Source organism: Moorena sp. SIO3E8 (genome assembly GCF_010692445.1).
Classification (GTDB): domain Bacteria; phylum Cyanobacteriota; class Cyanobacteriia; order Cyanobacteriales; family Coleofasciculaceae; genus Moorena; species Moorena bouillonii.
This window is the reverse complement of the sequence record NZ_JAAHHM010000025.1, coordinates 39,136-57,148: the sequence shown is the minus strand read 5'-3', so window position 1 is coordinate 57,148 and position 18,013 is coordinate 39,136. Positions and strand designations below refer to the sequence as shown.

Genomic DNA, 18,013 nt, shown 5'->3' with positions numbered 1-18,013 from the left:
AAAATATGTTTGAACTACCGCCACTCAATACTAATACAATTTGGGCAATTTTAAACGAAAAAATTGATGACGATACCGTTAATAAACTACTCTGGTACTATCTAGGTTATCGTTATAACTCAACTACGCAACAGTGGGATATAACTGAGGTTAATCCTGAATGGCAAGAAGACTATCCCGAACCACCCAATTTCATAGAAAGCCGCCCTGCTACCGTAAAACTAACCCGTTCAATACCCAAAGAAAATAAACAGTTATTGAAAGAAAAATTAGGTTTCAAAGGTTATAAAATCGGGGAATTTGGTCCTCGACAAACTCGCAGAGCTACAGCCGCAAACTGGTTACTGAATTATATGGAACAAAACGGCATTGCCTCAGTCTAGCGTTTTTCATACCTATGAGGTACACAGGATTTTTTCCCGATTCCCGATTCCCGATTCCCGATTCCCGATTCCCGATTCCCTGTTCCCTAAAATCCAGAAATTGTTTACCTCATAGCTATGATAATTGCTATAAAATACTTCATCCTTCAACGCTACTCGATAAGTCAGTAGGAACAACTACACACTCCAACTCCGCCTTGTGACTCTCCTGCTGATTTTCCAAATTAATTGCGATCGCTTCTATTCTAATTTGAGTCGTGCCTTGGGGTATAACTAATTGAGTCATTGCCTCCAGCTCCCCAGCCGCATTGGGGAGTAAATCTATAATAGAACGGGTTTCCTGGAGCAGAGAGCGAGTTTGGACGTCTTTAACCCACAATTTAATACATAAGCGAGATTGACTAGGAGGAAGTTTTATGGTCACCATTACCTTTTCTCCAGCAACCAAGTCCCTAGTAGTCGGTATTGATAAAGTCGGTGCTGCTAAGGTCGCATCCAACTCTAGGGATGAAAGATTATCCAGTTTAGCCTTAACGTCATGTTGCTTGGTTGCAGTAGCTTTTGTCGGTTGTGGGGCTATTTCTCGATCATCCACTACAATTTCCTGAGTCGTCCAATCGTGACTAGTAATACCAACTTTAGGGGGTGTTTCTGGCATTGCTAATTCTGAACTAACTAGCGACAAATCCTCAGATTCTGTCATTGACTCCAAGACCTTTTCTGGAAATTCCCTAACCTCTTCTTCGTTGCTAGCCGTTTTATTGCTCTGTTCGTTTGTCACTGGTGAGTGATCTTGCCCAGGAGGATTACTCTCTGGGGATAATTCTAACCTCAGCAATTCCATCAATTCATGATCTTCAGCTAAAGCACTCAACCGTGACCAAAAACGCTCTTCCATGTTTAAAGCTCGGAAAGCTTCTTCTAAAGCGATTGACTCAGGATCTTTTACAGAATCTGGAGTCTCCCACCGAGTAGTATTCAATAATTGGTTTACCTTGGAATTCTTGAACTGGGTATTAACCGATTGTGAATCCTCTAACTGATCATCTGTTTCAGATTTATCAATCTCACTAATCTCAAGATTTTGGATTCCCTCAGATTCCGTTAGGGAATTAATCAGCACTTCAGAAGCATCATTATAATTAGATAAGACCTCAGACTTTATCTGTACATTACTATCGTCATTAGTATCTTCTGAACTATCTTCCGACTGTTCTACTGTGTCTTGAATTACTGTGTCTTGAACTACTGTGTCTTGAACTACTGTGTCTTGAACTACTGTGTCTTGAAGCACTGTGTCTTGAGGCTGTAACTCTGACCCAGTATCTTGCTCTCGATTATCTAGTTCTGGATTGGCTGTAGTGGAGGATTCTTGATCATCTAGGGAAACTGAATCAGATGCTTTAGACTTATCTTGGATCTCTTGGCCCTGTGCTCCAGAGTCAGCAACCGACTGCATTGTAGGCAAACTGGGCAATTCGAGGGATTTAACAGTTATATCACTCGGCTGATGGTGGTAAAGTTTTGGTGGTAAAGACCGTCCAGAGATAGGTTGTAAGAACAGAGATGGATGGTTTTGAGGTAGCTCAACCAGATCCAGCGTAGTCTGCTCTAAGGGGTCTTCATCTAAGAAGAGAAGTTCTTGATCAGGTTGATCAGGTTTTGCAGATTCAGCGATCCGATTAGCCAGTACTACCATGGTTTCCATTGGCATCCCCTGATTCCCTGGCACAATTACTTCTAATAAATCCTCTACATTAGCTGTAACAGTAAATTGTTGAGTGGCTAAAGGAGTTGACTGTGAATTATAAAGGGTTATTTTTCCTAAAATTAGACCACTTTTACAATCCGTCGGAATATCTAGACTATGGCTAAATCCTAAAAATAACTCCTCTTGAGATAGGGAGTACTCAATATCTAACAAACGTTTTCCTGTTTGAGGAAACCGCAATTGATAGCGTAGAGTAGCAGGGAATAAGTTTTCTAGAACACTATCTAAAACACTAACTGTTATACTATCACCATTCTTATTAATTTTATCATTATCTACTACCAATTCCCCTTTGATAGTCAACGACTCTCCTCGCCTTGCCAGGAAAATATCCTTATCTAGTCTTAGGGTTAAACCGTACTGATTAACCTGTGTATCTGAAACCCAATCTAAATCAGAGGTTTTTCTTAGCTGTTGGTTATCTTCAGAGTCCCGATCTTCCAACTCATCCAATACTGGCTGAAGCACCTGTTGTAGTAGTTGCTCCAAAGTCTCTAGAGATTCTTCCATGATGGAATTATCAACAGTCGATTGGAGTGGTAAGTCTTGCGAGATAGTTGCTGTTGGTTGTTGGTTGGTTTCAGGATTAACAGGTGCCTTTGGGTCAACCTCTTCTACCCCTTGCCAAACCGTCTCTTGACTAGGACTAGATTCCTCTTGGCTAACCCCCATTGCTGCTTTTGCTTGGTCAAGTAACTCTGGCGCAGCAATGGTTATGGGTTGTTCTTCTGGTGGTGTGATCTCACTCTGGTACTCCTGAGGGTTAGAAAACTCTGAACTAGCATCTGGTCTAGCATCTGATCTCCCATCTGAACTAGCATCTGTTGGTTTGAGGTCATTAGTAATAGTATTGGTGGAGGCAGAATCAACAGCTAGCTCAGGTGTAGTCAGTGAATTGTCTAGTTGAGGCGGCTGAGTATCAGTTTGGGTGGATTCTACTGGGGTGGATTCTACTGGGGTGGATTCTACTGGGGTGGATTCTACTGGGGTGGATTCTACTGGGGTGGATACAGAGGTTTTAGGGGGTGTCTCTACATCTTTGACTTTGGGTATAACTTGTAGCCCTAAGGATTTTCGCCAGGACTGACCCATAAAATCGTCCATGATATCGTTACTGCAACGTAACTTCCACAGACCAGGTTTAAGCTTGGTGAAAGGAATCACCACCATTAACCCTTCTGAGTTGGTGCGACGCCATCGCCTCTGGGACTTACGTCTGGGTGGCACTTGCTCTTTGCTATCATAGGTGACGCAAATTTCTACATCAGTATTGGGCAGGTTGGAACGAGCCACTATCCGATACCGACCGGATTCAATCTCGATCTCAGAAGACTTGATTGGCTTCCAGGAGCGCTCCCCCTCTTTCTGTAGTAGAAATTCCCAGTACTTCTTAGCCATTGTCGATATCTATGACCCAAAGACCTGCTAATGGACTTGATTGCTTTTCCAATTAGCTTACACTTTAAGTCGAGTATTTTGCTTATCCCCACCCTCGGGATTTGTCAACCACCGGATTCGACAGAGTGACTGACATTTACTCGGTTTAAGGGGATAAGAAAGCGATACCACAAAATTTTCCCTTAAGATGTGCTTGTTGATACTAAATTTAGGGATAATCTTAAGGATTATTCTAACCCTGAGAGATCCCCTGTCTGAAGTGCCTAATAGATTCAACTTTGGGAGCCATGATCAGACACCGAGACAATAAGTCAATATCCAAATCTGGCAAGACTTCACTCTGGGAAATTTTTTCGTAACCATCAGAGCGCAAGTGATACAAAGCAAATACACCATCCTCCCAAAACCAAACTTCGGGTACTCCTAATGCTCGGTAACGATTTAGCTTGCTCTGGTTACCACTGGTAAAGACAACTTCAATAGAGAGGTCTGCAATCACTCCTGAGGATCTACCAATTAGGTAAGATTGGTCTGCTTGTGCAGATGCTTCCCCTTCCTTCTCTTGGGTAAAGCTGCCGGTTGGAGTAAACTCAATTTGTTTTTCAACAAAATAAGTACCCAGCAACAGTGCTATGACACCACTGAACGCTTCATGCTCTTGGGAAACTGCCAATATTTCTACCTCACCCCTGTAGTAGAACAGTCGAATTCCTGGGGAGTTGACGAACCCCGCTTGAATTGATTTGAAGTTATGCCAACTTACCCCGGAGTGGACTAGCCGTTGGTCTTTTTGTTTATCTACGACATAGGTCATGGCGATTATTCCTTATCAATGAATTTGCGATCGCAAATTCATGACTACCATCTTTGTAACCATTCAGCTGACAGCTGAGGGCTGACAGCTGACGTATCTTTCCTTACCAGATTAGCGAGATTGTCTCCTCTTCAACTATTGAACATTTGTCACCCTACCGAGACGAGTAAAGCGAATTTCAATCCTGCGCCTAGTTTGATCATCCTTTAAACTAATCGGAGCAATTTGCCCATTAGGTAAAATTAACTGAGCTGCAGAATAAGCCCGAAATTGCAGCCCCTTGAGCCGCCCTTCCTTAGCTTGAATCTCACGGAGTAACTGCACAACTGCCAAAGCTCGCATCAGTCCTAAATCAGCATTAGATCCTGGTCTAAGTTGACTGATAGAGGAATTTTTATTAACCACATTCCCAATAGTTTGGTCGATATTGCTACCACCAAGATTAGGTTGACCATCTGTGTGACCAATCAGTTCTACTACATTAATTTCATAGTCTTTGGCATTGCTTTCAATAGCAGGGACAATTTGCTGCCGAATATAGTCTTTCATGGCTGAGGGAATTTGCGCACTACCGGAATCAAATCGGTAATCCCCCTGATCTTTGATTACAATAATCGGAGGTGTATCTGGTGGTTTTGGTGCTGCAGCAATCTGTACCTGCAAAGACCTAACCTGCTGTTCTAGTGCCTTTTCGCGGACAGTTGAGCGCTTTGCCCTAGCTCTCCAAACCGCTACGCCACGCTCAAGTTGATCAACCCGAGCTGCCTTAGCTCGTAATTCGGCATTCTCCCTTGCCAATTGCACCACTTCATCTTCACTTCTGGTGAGATCATCAATGGTTGATTCTAAGGCAGTTTGTGCCAGCACAGACTTCAGGATAGACAGCAACAAAAATAAGATCAGGATCATGAAGGCATTAGACATTAAGTCTGTAAAAGCTGGCCAGAGATTTATCTCTTCATTCCAATCATTATTTCGTGAACGACGCATTTTATCAATTCTCTGTCAATCTTATAATTACTATTAATCATTTGCTGTAAGTATTCAGCATTCAGCATTCAGCATTCAGTTATCAGCATTCAGCATTCAGTTATCAGTTATCAGCATTCAGCTATCAGCTTATGGGCTAAGGGCATATGCTTATATGGGCAAATTCCCAGACTTTCTCGAACTATTAAATTCTCACGCTTAGAGGTTTATTTTAAGCTGTTCGCGTAGCGTGAGCTAAAAGCTCACGGCTGACAGCTGACGGCTGACAGCTGACGGCTGACAGCTAACGATTTGCCAGGTTTATCGTTCACTGCTCAAACGCCTGACTAGCTCTCCTACAGTCATATCTTGAGTTATGCGAGTTGAACCATCGATTTGATTGGACTCATTCAGTTTTTGGCTAATCTTAGCAATTTCCTGATTGGTGTTATTGAGATGATTGACAACTTTTTCAAGATTGTGTCGCATAATTTCATAATTATGCTGGTCAGTATTAGCTTGCTGAGTAATACTTTGATCAAGGCGATCGCCTAAAGCCTGAATTCCCAGACTTACTCCTTCGGTATAGCTTTTCACATTTGACACTAACTTAGCCAATTCAGCGTGAACGTCACTCAAGCTATCGCTTCGAGAAGCAATCCGTTGCTCTAATTGATCAAGCCTAGCGATCGCTGACTGAAATCCCTGTGCTCCTTGCTGAAGTTGGGGGATAATCTTCCCTAAGGCTTGTTGACTGTGATGATGCTGTTTTACTACATCTAGAGAAGATTGTCTGAGGGCACTGATTTCTTCTGCCAATTTTACCAATTTAACCCCATGACGTTGAAGTTCAGCCATTGCTACTCCCATGCCTTGCACTGATTGCGATAGCATACTGGCTGACTCAGAGAAACTGCTTTGGGTTCTAGTTAAATCTACTGTAGCCTTAGATAATTTTTGAGGAAACTGGCTATGTTCAAAGGTTTGAGCAACTTGGGTAAATTGAGCAGCAGCTAGCTGAAATTCTTCAGCACTTCTGGCGATAGTACTAGCAGCTTGGAAGAATCTATTGTAAGAATTTTCTGCTAGTTTAAGCACTTGAATATTAGCATCAGCAATTTCTTGCACTTTTTCTTTTAGTGAGGATTCCACTGCTTCTCGAACAGTCTGACCAAATCTCGCCAAAAAGCTTTCAAAGATATTGGACATCCCCTGAACTAATACATCCAGGCGTGTTTGCCCTGCTAAACTCGGCTGATAAATATTATCCAAGTAATCTTCTAAGTAACTAATTAGATTGTTTTTCGCTAGCCCTGTATTGAAGGCGACGTTAATTACCGTTAAGACAGCACTAAAAAAGATAGCGGTTAAGCTAGTGGTAAAAGCAATTCCCATCCCTTCTAGGGGTTGCTGTAATTGGTTAACTAAAGTATTGATATCGGTAGCATCAGACTGACTGATTGTTTGACTGAGTGCTAACAAATTGATGGTGATGCCAATAAAGGTACCTAGTAAGCCAAAGGATAACAGTAAGCTAGGCATAATCCGACCAATGTAATCAATTTGGTCACAAGATATGCCAACAACTTTTTCGTGGCTGTAGGCTTGGTCAATTAATGCGCCTGTATTGACCTGCTCTAAATGTCGGCTAGCATCTGAGAACCGTCTTTCTAGCTCTTCTACAATTCTGGGTTTTTTCCCACGAGGCTGTCCATGGATTAGTCTTCTTACTCGCTTCCCTAGGGATAAAAGATGGGTATAGAGAGCAAAACGTAGTAAAATTACGAATACTGATGGGATTACCACCAGTACTACAGTCAGGGCAATTAAGTAATCCGGTATTGGTAGCATAGCAGTAGCTGGGGAACTCTACAGGTGAGATGGCAGGTAGCGCAGCATCCTCAGGATGCTAACCCCTTTCTTTATAACCTAAGCATACCCAGACTTATCTCAAAGCATTGATGTGTGACTACGAAATAATACGAAGCTATTAAGTGTTAACACTGAACACTCAAGGGTGCATCTCCTAACAGTTGTTTGAACCAGCAGTGGTGCGTTATGGGCAGCAACCTAACCAAGGGCTAGAGGCCAAATATCAAGGCTCCCCTAACACACCCTACGCAACTCAACACTTAACACTCAACGCAATTGTTCTATCTTCCCTTTTAACTGCTCAGTTTTATCCAATAAATCAGCTTGGGTCATCGTTTCTTGTTCCCCAGAGGCCAGCCATTTCAAATTCACGGTGTTGCTCTGAGCTTCAGCATCTCCGATCACTAAACAAGCCACCGCACCACTGCGGTCAGCTCGCTTAAACTGTTTACCAAAAGCACTTCCACTCAAGTCAAGTTCTACAGCCAACCCAGCTTTGCGCAGTTGCTGAGCCAGTTTCAATCCTTGAGCTTGAGCTACTTCACCTCTGGATACTAGATAAAAATCTAGCGCTAGGGTTGGTGATGCTTGGAGTTGTTGCAGCAAAATCACCAAACGCTCTAAACCTATCGCCCAACCAACAGCTGGAGTTTTATTTCCCCCCAATTCATCGACTAATCCGTCATAGCGACCACCACCACAAACTGTTGCTTGAGCGCCTAAGTCATCAGAGATAATTTCAAAGGCAGTGTGGGTGTAGTAATCCAAGCCCCGCACCAAGCGAGGATTAAGCTGGTAACTAATCCCTAAATCTTTCAACAACTGCTTTACCTGATCAAAATGACTTTGGGACTCTGAACTTAGGTAGTCTAAAATACTGGGAGCATCCTTAGCAATTTCTTGAGTGCGTTTGTCTTTACTATCTAAAATCCTGAGAGGATTACGAGTTAAACGGTCTTGAGAATCTTCGTCCAACTCATCTTTGTAAGGAGTGAGGTAATCTACCAGAGCCTGTCGATACTGTTGACGGTCTTCGGTACTACCGACAGAATTCAGGTCAAGTTTGAGGTTAACTAGACCTAAGCTATTTAGAATATCCATTGCGATCGCAATGACTTCTGCATCTGCCCTGGCATCACGAGAACCAATCACCTCTACCCCCAATTGATGAAACTGTCGCTGTCGTCCAGCTTGGGGATTTTCATAGCGAAACATTGGACCGGTATACCAGAGGCGTTGTACCCCACCAGCAGCATAGAGACTATTTTGAATATAAGCTCGCACTACTCCCGCTGTCCCTTCTGGACGTAGTGTCACCGAACGAGGAGGGGTTGCCCGGTCGTTGAAGGTATACATTTCCTTCCCTACCACATCGGTAGCTTCCCCAATTCCCCGTTCAAACAGTTCAGTGCGCTCAAAAATGGGAGGACGAATTTCTCGATAAGCCGCTCTATTGAGAATCTGTTGTGCGATCGCTTCTACTTGCTGCCAATATCCAACTTCGTCTGGCAGGATATCCCGTGTTCCTCGTAAAGCCTGGATTAAACCCATTAACGTTTTGCTTCCCCATCATGTGAGCTGCGGTCCACCATCGGAAGTGTCTTCTTCCCAGGCACCATAGCGATTTTGATAATAGGACAAAATTTGCTTGACCCGTTCTCTTTCTACTTTATCAGCAGTCTCGCCATACTCAATCCACAATCCACCAACTTGACTCTGATTGTAATCAAACTGCTGGGATGTTTGGGGGAGTAAATCAGCTTTTACTCCTGTCACTTGCCGTAAATGGGCAGCTACCTCTCGATAAACTGCCAAGGGTAAACCAGGACAACTAATTTGATAACGCAATAGTTTACACTGCTCCATGAGCCTAGGGTACCTTGTATTAGGGATTAAGTAGCAGAACCATTAACCCAATTCCTAACACCTTTAGCTATCAGCACTCAGCGTGTCGCGTATCAGCACTCAGCGTGTCGCGTATCAGCACTCAGCGTGTCGCGTATCAGCACTCAGCGTGTCGCGTATCAGCACTCAGCGTGTCGCGTATCAGCACTCAGCGTGTCGCGTATCAGCACTCAGCACTCAGCCAAAGGTCTGTGGCAACGCTACGGCAACAGTTTATGTCCATAGCGTACGCTACTAATACTTTTTCATAAAATCAGCACAATTAGTAGCGTCAGCCAAGGCCAAAGGCTTTTGAGCCACGGTACGGGGATGGCTGATGGCTGAAGGCTGATAGCTGAATGCTTACCTAACACCTAACACCATGCCCTGAGATTACCTCAAGAAGCTGATCCTGAGTTTTCGCCAACTCGTCTAGACACTTCAACACCGTTTTCTTCCAGAATCACCACTGGATCTAAGCCTCTATACATTTCAATTCGCTTTACTAGCACTTGTCCGCCTAATATAAATTGTCCAACTTGAACGCTACGACTAGGCTCATTAGGGACATCTAGGATAGCGTAATAGACACCCCTACCATTATCAACTACCCCTGTGACACTGACATTATTGGCCAGTTCTGGTTCTGGTAGGATTGGCAGTTGCAGATCAAATTCAGGAGGGATAGGGGGGATACCATCCTCGGCAACAGAGCTATTGTCTGGTTTTGAAGCAGGTTTAGCAATGCTAGTCTCTGTAGGCCGAGTGTTCTGGGGCCTTGGCAAAACATTCCCTCTTGATGAGCCAGGAGACTTTCTAGCGATTGAGGAGCTTGAAGGGCTGGAGGGTCTGCTAGCTCTTGAAGGGCTGGAGGGTCTGCTAGCTCTTGAGGGGCTGGAGGGTCTGCTAGCTCTTGAGGGGCTGGAGGGTCTGCTAGCTCTTGAAGGGCTGGAGGGTCTGCTAGCTCTTGAAGGGCTGGTTGGTGTTACCGCTACACTACCTCCTGTCCCAGGACGCGATCGCAAAGCTGGTCTTGGTGGTGCAGGAGTCAGAGGCTGTACCCTCGTCGGGGAACTACTTGGTCGGCCAGGATTGGGCAAAATCTCTACCTCTGGTTGCACTGAAATTGCCGCAAACGGGTCAAGACGTCCCTTATCAATCCGATTTCTTATTTCATTGCTTGGCAAGGTTGTGATCAACGGTGGTATTGGTATTACCTTTTCCTGCTCTGGTGTTTCCGGGGGTTTAGGAGCAAATTGAGCTACAGGAGGAGAAGGTTTGGTGCTATCCGGGGAAGCCACCGGAGTAGGTTTAGGGGTAGTCGGCTCCCCCTGTTCAGCCTTTCTACCCGGTTGACAGCCTCCTATAAGCAGAGCCAGCACACTCACCCATACGATGCATGATACTTTACCCATGACCACCTAAAAATAACGCTTTATCCGAGCATACCCTTGAAGTTATCGATCTGTGGCACCAACTTCTTTGAAGATAGGATTTTTTTGGCAAATTTCCAAAACTGGAGACTCTCAGCAAAAAGCTGTGGGCATGCTATGGGCAATAACACCCAATCCAAGAAGCCCAAAGCGCGTTTCAGCGATGACTTAGCTATCAAGTGCAACATTTAACCTGTACAAACCTACTCACCAGCAGATAGGACGATGGTATAGCATTAGTTTTAACTAATGGTTGTTGCCGACAAAGCAATGCCAAAAGCATTGCGCTAGTTTTATTAATGGAGGCTCTTCTGCCTACTCTCAAACCGCACTGTAACTTCACTCAGTCCATTATTTTACGTCGCTTAACTTACGACCAGCTGCCAAAGCTTTTAGTTCTTCGTTGGGCGGTAGTGTTCCGAAGTTAAACAAGTTACTAACTTATTTGATTATAAAACAGTAGATCATGTTTGACAAGGTTTAGATAGCTATAAGGCTAATAGTTGCACCTCCAGTTACTTTGCCAGCTGTATATAATTTTCTATAATTTTAGATTATTATGCTTCACCAAATAATAGTGTTAAAATTAATCTTGTGTCGGTTTCATTAACTTTTGCAACGCTTCCAAGCCTTTTTTAACGCGGCGGGATACCGTTACTACACTGATGTCTAAGCGTTGTGCTACCTCTTTTTGGGTCAAGTCATGTAAAAAAACAAATTCCAGCACTTCACGAGTGCGCTTTTCCAAATGAGCTAGGGCTTGTTGAATGCGGATTTGGTCTTCCTGTGCCAGCTGAAAACTGCGATAGCGAGGATCTGGGACTAATTCACCCAAGCTGGTGTTTCTGTCCTCTGAATCTCCCACTGGTGTATCTAAGCTCAGAGGTTCCCGATTTTGATGAGCTAGGGTAATTTCTTGCCATTCTTCTAGGGAAATGTTTAATGCTGCTGCTATTTCTTCTTCTGTCGGTTGCCGATTTAACGTTGCTCGTAAATTTCGAGTAATTTCCACAGACTTTTGCCGTAGTGCTAGCCAGCGTCGAGGAATGCGAATTGAATAACCCCGATCTCGTAAATAGTGCTGAATTTCACCACGAATGTAGGGGATAGCGAAGGAACTAAATGCTATGCCCTTGGTGGAATCAAATCGTTCTATGGCAACAATTAAGCCAATACAGCCAACCTGAAGTAAATCTTCGTAGCTTTCATGACACTGCTTGACCCAATGATGAGCTTCTCTCCTGACTAGTCCTAAATTGAGAGCCACTAGCTGATTGCGAAGTTCAGCGGTGGGAGATTGCTGGTACTTTTGTAATAATGTTAAGCTTTGATACTTAAGTTTATGGTTAAGGTTAGTCGCCATAACAAAGTTTAAGGTGGTAGATTAAAAGTAGATCACAAGTAGATATCAATCGGCTAGGATACCCCTAACTCATCCCAATTATCCTGAATGGCTGCAACAAATTTTTTATCCCTTGTGCTAATGGGTCAGGTTGAATTGGTAATGGTTGTCGGATTACCGATTGATGTTTTCCCGGATCCAATCCCCGGACGATATTATGTTGCATCCCTTTTAGAGAAAGGGGCTCAGTTTTATTGGCGTGGGTTTATGCTGCAGTTTTGTTTGATAACATAGGTAACGAGGGTTAATCGAGTTTATTAATCTCCAAAAGCACCGCCTTGGTCATAGTTTACTTACTTTAATTGTAGATTTACCATTAAGTTTTTTAAAACAGTAATTTCACCCGAATCCCGAATTATAAACGATGAAAGTTTATTAATAATACATACAGGATATCGAAAACGCCACATTTTTATCAAAAAAGGGGCATACGCCCCTTAGCAATTAACGTTTTTGCAAATTTCCCATTCTGGGAGTCAGTGGCTTCAAAGACTCAAACCAACGTCAGCTATGCTTGTTTTGGTTGAATGCGAGCGTAAAATATCCCCTGAACTTTCACTTCTTCTGGCTCATCAGCACCTAAGTCAGTATCTGAGGGTTGTTCACTTATGAATGTACCAGCAATTTCTCCACTCTCGCTATCTACTTGAGCTATGCGCAGCTCAATGGTGCCTTCGCCCACATCTGCGCTCTTAACATTGGCAAACTCTTGGCTATCCGCTTGAGATGGCAGAGCAACCGAATTATCATAACCACTAGCCAGACCTCGACCTTTGGGATCTAGGAAAACAGCACCCCGATAAGAGGGGACGTAGAAATCGCCAACAAAATCGGTGGAAGCATTGATACTTTCCAAACCAGGCTCAGTGGTGGCAATCAATTTTTTAATGGTGAACAGGAATGGGACTTGCTCACCTCCAGGCAACTGAATAGTGATCGGTTGGAAATCTATACCATCCTCTTCCAAAAACTTCAGACTACCATCTTCTTGAAAAACTAAGTCTCCTCGCACTTGAACCAGGCTAGAGGTATAACGGGTCAATAATTTACCGGGAAGATATTCTGCCTTTTTGCGCTTAGTTCCTTCTTCCTTGACAAAGAAGCTGGTTGGCTGTAAGCAGATATCGACAACTTGATAGGACTGGTCAGGGTCTAGAGGAATAGCACCCCGAGTCATTTCTGACAGCTGTGGACAGTTATTCGCTAAACCAGTGTTTCTAATCTGGTCATAGGTGAGTCCTTCGATACTTTCCAAGCTGGCTACATCTGGAGAACAGGACGCTGTAAAAACCCCCAGACATAACGCCAGGAAGGCACAAATCAAAGCACGATACTTCATAGTCAATCTCAATCGTCAATAATCAGATCTAAAAATGTATGTTAGGTTGGTTCTGGAATTGGGTTGCTGGTGCAATAGGAGTTAAACAGCTGCTGCCCTCTAGGCATTGACCAGTATTATCCGCAATTCACACCAGACCCATGTTATAAGTCGGGCTACACACAAACTATCGGGAAGCTTGTTATTTGGTTGAACTACTGCCATTTGGGCATAGGGCATGCAAAAATGGCACCGATTCCGTGAGCCTCAGCTGTTCTTTAGAGCATTGTACACGGGAAGAGCCGCCTTTACTGCGACAGTTATTTGATGGAATGGATCGGGATAAAGATTTGGATTCAGAGCAATTACACCCTAAATTACTAGAGATTACCGCTGATATTCGTTCTTTGGCCAAGAATTACGAAGGGGATAACATAGCCCTGTTGGCTATACTCAGGGCTTTAGAGAAAGTCCATGGCGATATTCGAGACGAGTTATTTCAAGCCTCATTGCCGGATACTCGCCAGAAACTATATGATTTTCTAAAAGATATTGAAGAAAAGGGTGGTTGGCCTTACATTGAACGCATGAATCTAATCTCTGTACTGAATAAGCTGCCTGAGTCAGCCCGATCTAAGCAGGATATCAGCGACGACCACTAGGAAACTGTTGCCCAAGTCCTGGGATGATTGATAGAGATCCACGAACATAGCCACGAAGATAGCAAAGACGCCGGAACAAGAACAAGACATTACTATATCGCGCTTAGATTTAGGAAAAACCTTCGTTGTTCAGCAACTCATCGCTGAAGCGTCAATGGACCAACCTCAATGGTGGGTCGAATACACCCACTGGACAAAATCCCGAAAGAGTGACTTAAGTTAAGTAACTACTATCAGTACTACTAGATGACGACAAAATGGCGAGACAAGCCAGATCAGGCTTTGGCGGGTCAGCAAGACACTAACTCTTTCCAATGCTAGGATTTTGCCGTCAGAGTATTAAAATTTAAGTAACTATATACTACTATGGCGATTGCCGCAGATTCAATTAAATTTGGGACAGACGGCTGGCGAGGTATCATTGCCGCCGATTTTACCTTCGAACGCTTGGCAATAGTTGCCCCTATTGCTGCTCAAGTTCTGGCAGATGCTTATGGGGAAACCACGGGTAGCCAAACGATTATCGTAGGGTATGATCGACGCTTCATGGCAGAAGACTTTGCCAAAAAAACCGCAGAGGTGGTTCAAGCTGCTGGTTTTGATGTCTTACTCTCTAACAGTTATGCTCCTACACCAGCCTTTAGTTGGGCAGCCAAGTCCCAAAATGCTTTAGGAGCTTTGGTAATTACTGCTAGTCATAATCCTGGCAATTACCTAGGCTTAAAAGTCAAAGGAGCCTTTGGTGGATCAGTTCCTCTAGAAATAACTAAACAGATTGAAGCCAAACTTTCTCAAGCACCAGCTATCCCTAAGAAAGAGGGTAGTATAAAGACCTTTGACCCATGGTCAAGTTACTGTGATGCCTTAAGACAAAAGGTTGATATTGCCCTGATTCAACAGCTGATTAGTCAGGGGAAACTGACTGTATTTGCCCATGTTATGAATGGTGCAGCAGCAGGAGGCTTGAACAAGATTCTTGGGGTACCCATTATCGAAATTAAGGCCGAACGGGATCCCTTATTTGGTGGCAAATCCCCAGAACCTTTACCCGGTTATCTGTCTGAGCTATTTGAAGCGCTCCAGAGTCACCACCGCGAACCGGGTGTTGAATTAGCGGTTGGGTTGGCATTTGATGGGGATAGCGATCGCATTGCAGCGGCTGATGGTCAGGGCAATTTCCTTAGCCCCCAAATCCTGATTCCCATCCTGATTGAACATCTAGCATCACGGCGTAACTTTAGTGGTGAAGTCGTCAAAACCCTTAGTGGTTCTGACCTAATTCCTAGAGTGGCAGCACTTTATAATTTGCCAGTTTATGAGACTGCCATCGGTTACAAGTATATTGCTGACCGGATGTTATCCACTCCTGCCTTGCTAGGGGGTGAGGAATCCGGAGGCATTGGCTATGGCAATCATATTCCTGAGCGAGATGCTTTATTATCAGCACTTTATATATTAGAAGCGATCGCTAAATCTGGAAAAGACTTAAGTGAACTCTACAAGAGTCTGCAAGAGCAAACTGGCTATGCTTCTGCCTATGACCGGATCGATTTACATCTATCGGGGATGGAAGTGCGATCGCGTATACAAGAACAATTACAAACTCAGCCTCTCCAAGAAATTAATGGTCAGGCAGTGGTGGATTGCCAAACCACCGATGGGTATAAATTCCGTTTAGCTAACGACAGCTGGTTGCTGATTCGTTTTAGTGGCACTGAACCATTATTGCGACTCTACTGTGAAGCGGCTACCCTTGAACAAGTAACTCAAACCTTAAACTGGGCTAAAGATTGGGCCAGTAAGTTTTAGAGTTTAAATTTTGCATTAATGTTGGATTTTGGATTGGCTAGTTTTGGTTGGGTTATTGAAAATCTGGGCTTTGGTGAGTAAGATCGCAATCGGGCATTAAACGCTGCTTGAGCTGTATCGAACTGACTCTGATTGCTAGTTAACCTTTCATCAAACAGAAAAACAACAAACTAGGGTTAGCCACTTAATTTATTGAGTGGACAGCGAGTGCGCCGGGATAAATCCAGGCAATTGTGTTAGAATAGAATGGTAAGTAGGGACAAGGTTGGTCACGTTTATATTTTGCTAGTACGGTGAAATTCCGGCCAGGAAGAGACGGGGTATATCCTACGACTATGGTACAGGCAAGTAACGCAGCAAAAAGTAGTGATTTATTGCCCTAATTTGTTGGTACAACCACTCCGAAAGCTAGTTAAATTGAAAGTAAATCCACAGGTTAACTGTTTGAGTTAATCCGTTCGCGTAGCGTGGCCATAGGCCAGGGAGGTAGGGCAGTGTTGAGTCTGCCAAACTATATAGACTAGGTTACTCTAGGCTTTAGTATAGTAAGCGTCGTGGAGCGCGGTTTCAACCCGCGTAACGACATCAGCTTAGAATCCCTGTGTTTTCAAACCAGGGAGAACTCAAAATCTGAAATTGTTGCTTTGAGTAATCCAAAATCCCAACATCAAACCCCAAATTTGCTGCCAAAATTGCTGGTTGTAGCTACAGGCAATCCTGGTAAGCTGCAGGAGATGCAGACATACCTAGATTCTTTGGACTGGGAATTGCAGTTAAAGCCACCAGAGCTAGAGATTGAAGAAACTGGAGATACATTTGCTGCCAATGCTTGTCTGAAGGCATCAGTAGTAGCCCAGGCAACTGGGCAATGGGCAATTGCTGATGATTCCGGTTTGCAAGTCGATGCCCTAGATGGTGCTCCAGGGATTTATTCTGCACGCTATGGCAAAACCGACCAAGAGCGAATTGAGCGGCTACTGGGGGAGCTAGGTTTGGAAGTGAATCGGCAAGCCCAGTTTGTTTGTGTAGTGGCGATTGCCCGTCCAGATGGTGCGATCGCTTACCAAGCTGAAGGGATTTGTCGGGGGGAAATTTTGCCAGCTCCTCGGGGAACTGGTGGCTTTGGCTACGACCCAGTTTTTTTTGTTCCAGAGCAGGGGTTGACCTTTGCTGAGATGGAGCCTGAGATCAAGCGATCCTGCTCTCATCGTGGCAAGGCTTTTGAATTACTAGTGCCTCAGTTGAAACAGTTAGGTTGACTAGCGGTGGCTAAAACCCTCAACTCCCTATAAAAATCAACTGAGGCACGCTAACTCGGTAAAGCGTGCCTCAGCTCCGTTGGTATATAGGGTATTTAGACGGCTTCTAGATTTCTTTCCCCAGTACGAATTCTGACCACGTCATCGACAGGGCTAATGAAAATTTTACCGTCGCCAATTTCACCGGTGCGAGCGGCAGCGATCACTTTCTCTACGACCATATCAACTTGATCGTCTTCTACGACAATTTCTACTTTAAGTTTTTGTAGGAATTCAACCGTGTACTCTGAACCGCGATAACGTTCAGTCTGACCTTTCTGGCGTCCAAAGCCTCGGACTTCAGAAACTGTCATTCCCACAATGCCAGCGTTGACTAGGGCGATTTTGACTTCGTCCAGCTTAAATGGCCGGATGATGGCTTCTACTTTTTTCAAGCTCCTAACTCCTCAGTTGTTCTGCTATTCATTTGTTATATGTTGACATCCTCACCGTCCTAGAAGAAAGGCGATTCCTAAACCTCACGATTTAGGTTTCTGCTTCAATGCAACAGCCTCCACCCTAACCGGGGTTTTATGGTCTTACGTTCGCTCCACAGACTATCCCCGCAAGTCCTGCGGTTCTCACGTGTCGAGTTTCAAGAAAAGTCTTGATGTAATGCGTGATTAGAGGGTTGGCCTTCCATTGCCCTGTCATCTTTTCCCGGTCTACCGATTTTGCTGCGCCGCCAGGTTACTGGACTTCGCTCGTATAGGCTGTCTGAATCCATCGTCTCGGGTGGGTCATTGACCATATTGATGGTAACATAAAGCCGTCCTATAAGGAAAGGACGGGGTTTTTTTTTGATAAGCATGACACTTTATTTCACTGTGGATGTGAAAATTTTTATAAATGCTGATAGGTTGACACTCCCCGCTTTAAAAAGACGGGGATTCTTATATCTACGACCGGCCTTAAACCTCCGTGTCCAAATGGCAATATCTAAACCGAAATCCCGTCAAGACTAAGACTTTAGTTCAGTTCACGTGCATACCCAGCGGGC

The 18,013-nt window shown here is 44.1% G+C and carries 17 protein-coding genes; 6 read left to right on the top strand and 11 right to left on the bottom strand.

Annotation, left to right across the window (positions count from 1 at the left end; translation table 11 throughout):
* Positions 1-5 precede the first annotated feature (5 nt).
* Positions 6-383, top strand: a complete 378-nt coding sequence (locus tag F6K46_RS13705) for a DUF1823 family protein (protein WP_075895885.1) — start codon at positions 6-8, stop codon at positions 381-383.
* Positions 370-498: a hypothetical protein gene (locus F6K46_RS13700; RefSeq protein WP_293054150.1), complete on the top strand. Its 129-nt coding sequence runs from the start codon at positions 370-372 to the stop codon at positions 496-498. Before F6K46_RS13705 ends, F6K46_RS13700 begins: the two co-directional genes overlap by 14 nt.
* 24 nt (positions 499-522) lie before the next feature.
* Here the strand turns inward: F6K46_RS13700 and F6K46_RS13695 are convergent, their stop codons facing one another.
* From F6K46_RS13695 to F6K46_RS13665, 7 genes are all read right to left on the bottom strand, one after another.
* Positions 523-3,552 (bottom strand): hypothetical protein, encoded by a 3,030-nt coding sequence (locus F6K46_RS13695; protein ID WP_293054147.1) that lies wholly within the window; start codon positions 3,550-3,552, stop codon positions 523-525.
* Between the two features lie 232 nt (positions 3,553-3,784).
* Positions 3,785-4,366: a Uma2 family endonuclease gene (locus tag F6K46_RS13690; RefSeq protein WP_293054144.1), complete on the bottom strand. Its 582-nt coding sequence runs from the start codon at positions 4,364-4,366 to the stop codon at positions 3,785-3,787.
* Positions 4,367-4,501: 135 nt separating this feature from the next.
* The gene (locus F6K46_RS13685; protein WP_293054140.1) at positions 4,502-5,356 is read right to left on the bottom strand and encodes a hypothetical protein; all 855 of its coding nucleotides are present in this window, start codon (positions 5,354-5,356) and stop codon (positions 4,502-4,504) included.
* 300 nt (positions 5,357-5,656) lie between these two features.
* Positions 5,657-7,186: a hypothetical protein gene (locus F6K46_RS13680; protein WP_293054137.1), complete on the bottom strand. Its 1,530-nt coding sequence runs from the start codon at positions 7,184-7,186 to the stop codon at positions 5,657-5,659.
* Between the two features lie 288 nt (positions 7,187-7,474).
* On the bottom strand, positions 7,475-8,758 hold the full coding sequence (hisS, locus tag F6K46_RS13675; protein ID WP_293054134.1) for a histidine--tRNA ligase: 1,284 nt from the start codon (positions 8,756-8,758) through the stop codon (positions 7,475-7,477).
* 18 nt (positions 8,759-8,776) lie between these two features.
* Entirely contained in the window at positions 8,777-9,073 is a 297-nt protein-coding gene (locus F6K46_RS13670) for a hypothetical protein (RefSeq protein ID WP_293054131.1), read from the bottom strand.
* A 416-nt stretch (positions 9,074-9,489) separates the two neighbouring features.
* Positions 9,490-9,876 carry a hypothetical protein gene (locus F6K46_RS13665; protein ID WP_075895905.1) on the bottom strand — a complete coding sequence of 129 codons (387 nt, stop codon included), beginning with the start codon at positions 9,874-9,876 and terminating at the stop codon, positions 9,490-9,492.
* Between F6K46_RS13665 and F6K46_RS13660 the strand changes: the two genes are divergently transcribed.
* Positions 9,857-10,351, top strand: coding sequence for a hypothetical protein (locus tag F6K46_RS13660; RefSeq protein WP_293054126.1), 495 nt, complete (start codon positions 9,857-9,859; stop codon positions 10,349-10,351). The genes F6K46_RS13665 and F6K46_RS13660 overlap by 20 nt on opposite strands.
* Before the next feature lie 759 nt (positions 10,352-11,110).
* On the opposite strand, the gene F6K46_RS13655 is transcribed toward F6K46_RS13660, so the two are convergent.
* Both F6K46_RS13655 and F6K46_RS13650 read right to left on the bottom strand, forming a co-directional pair.
* Positions 11,111-11,887, bottom strand: coding sequence for an RNA polymerase sigma factor SigF (locus tag F6K46_RS13655; protein WP_293054124.1), 777 nt, complete (start codon positions 11,885-11,887; stop codon positions 11,111-11,113).
* Between the two features lie 547 nt (positions 11,888-12,434).
* Positions 12,435-13,265 carry a photosystem II manganese-stabilizing polypeptide gene (locus F6K46_RS13650; protein ID WP_293054119.1) on the bottom strand — a complete coding sequence of 277 codons (831 nt, stop codon included), beginning with the start codon at positions 13,263-13,265 and terminating at the stop codon, positions 12,435-12,437.
* 185 nt (positions 13,266-13,450) lie between these two features.
* On the opposite strand from F6K46_RS13650, the gene F6K46_RS13645 reads away from it, so the two are divergent.
* From F6K46_RS13645 to rdgB, 3 genes are all read left to right on the top strand, one after another.
* Positions 13,451-13,906, top strand: coding sequence for a hypothetical protein (locus F6K46_RS13645; RefSeq protein WP_293054116.1), 456 nt, complete (start codon positions 13,451-13,453; stop codon positions 13,904-13,906).
* A gap of 366 nt (positions 13,907-14,272) precedes the next feature.
* The gene (locus F6K46_RS13640) at positions 14,273-15,715 is read left to right on the top strand and encodes a phosphoglucomutase/phosphomannomutase family protein (protein ID WP_070390817.1); all 1,443 of its coding nucleotides are present in this window, start codon (positions 14,273-14,275) and stop codon (positions 15,713-15,715) included.
* Between the two features lie 683 nt (positions 15,716-16,398).
* Positions 16,399-16,974 (top strand): RdgB/HAM1 family non-canonical purine NTP pyrophosphatase, encoded by a 576-nt coding sequence (gene rdgB / locus F6K46_RS13635; RefSeq protein WP_366510683.1) that lies wholly within the window; start codon positions 16,399-16,401, stop codon positions 16,972-16,974.
* Between the two features lie 95 nt (positions 16,975-17,069).
* Here rdgB and F6K46_RS13630 read toward each other — a convergent pair whose 3' ends face one another.
* Positions 17,070-17,408 carry a P-II family nitrogen regulator gene (locus tag F6K46_RS13630; protein ID WP_070390819.1) on the bottom strand — a complete coding sequence of 113 codons (339 nt, stop codon included), beginning with the start codon at positions 17,406-17,408 and terminating at the stop codon, positions 17,070-17,072.
* Positions 17,409-17,608: 200 nt separating this feature from the next.
* Complete coding sequence (locus tag F6K46_RS13625; protein WP_293054111.1) at positions 17,609-17,824, bottom strand: hypothetical protein; 216 nt, start codon at positions 17,822-17,824, stop codon at positions 17,609-17,611.
* Between the last annotated feature and the right edge of the window lie 189 nt (positions 17,825-18,013).